Origin of the sequence: Pseudoalteromonas sp. NCCP-2140, assembly GCF_023708065.1 — a bacterium.
Taxonomy (GTDB): Bacteria; Pseudomonadota; Gammaproteobacteria; order Enterobacterales; family Alteromonadaceae; genus Pseudoalteromonas.
Genome location: NZ_BRCZ01000026.1, coordinates 1 through 1325, shown reverse-complemented (window position 1 = coordinate 1325; position 1325 = coordinate 1). Strand labels below are relative to the sequence as shown.

Here is a 1325-nt window from a genome sequence, read left to right as displayed (position 1 = left end):
ACAAGCAGTAGGAGCCCTTCGAGGGTGACTGCGTACCTTTTGTATAATGGGTCAGCGACTTATATTTTGTAGCGAGGTTAACCGATTAGGGTAGCCGTAGGGAAACCGAGTCTTAACTGGGCGCGTAGTTGCAAGGTATAGACCCGAAACCCGGTGATCTAGCCATGGGCAGGTTGAAGGTTGAGTAACATCAACTGGAGGACCGAACCCACTAACGTTGAAAAGTTAGGGGATGACCTGTGGCTAGGAGTGAAAGGCTAATCAAACCGGGAGATAGCTGGTTCTCCCCGAAATCTATTTAGGTAGAGCCTCGGACGAATACTTACGGGGGTAGAGCACTGTTAAGGCTAGGGGGTCATCCCGACTTACCAACCCTTTGCAAACTCCGAATACCGTAAAGTACTATCCGGGAGACACACGGCGGGTGCTAACGTCCGTCGTGAAGAGGGAAACAACCCAGACCGCCAGCTAAGGTCCCAAAGTCATAGTTAAGTGGGAAACGATGTGGAAAGGCCCAGACAGCCAGGAGGTTGGCTTAGAAGCAGCCATCCTTTAAAGAAAGCGTAATAGCTCACTGGTCGAGTCGGTCTGCGCGGAAGATGTAACGGGGCTAAACTATGCACCGAAGCTGCGGATTCAAAATTTATTTTGAGTGGTAGGGGAGCGTTCTGTAAGCCGTTGAAGGTGTACCGGGAGGTATGCTGGAGGTATCAGAAGTGCGAATGCTGACATGAGTAACGATAATGCGGGTGAAAAACCCGCACGCCGGAAGACCAAGGGTTCCTATCCCATGTTAATCAGGGTAGGGTAAGTCGACCCCTAAGGCGAGGCCGAAAGGCGTAGTCGATGGGAAACGGGTTAATATTCCCGTACTTGGTATAATTGCGATGGGGGGACGGAGCAGGCTAAACAAGCATGGCGTTGGTTGTCCATGTGAAAGTGAGTAGGTTGGTGACTTAGGAAAATCCGGGTCGCTAAGACTGAGACACGAGACGAGCACCCAAGGGTGTGAAGTTGTTGATGCCATACTTCCAGGAAAAGCCTCTAAGCTTCAGATTATACCGAATCGTACCCCAAACCGACACAGGTGGTCAGGTAGAGAATACTAAGGCGCTTGAGAGAACTCGGGTGAAGGAACTAGGCAAAATTGTACCGTAACTTCGGGAGAAGGTACGCTCCTATCTGTGATGAGACTTGCTCTCTAAGCGGACGGGAGCCGCAGTGACCAGGTGGCTGGGACTGTTTATTAAAAACACAGCACTGTGCAAAATCGCAAGATGACGTATACGGTGTGACACCTGCCCGGTGCCGGAAGGTTAATTGAT

General features: G+C 50.8%; 1 rRNA gene. It reads left to right on the top strand.

The annotated features are described in order from the left end of the window. Window positions 1-1325: ribosomal RNA gene (locus NFU46_RS20420) — 23S ribosomal RNA — on the top strand; the annotation flags it as partial.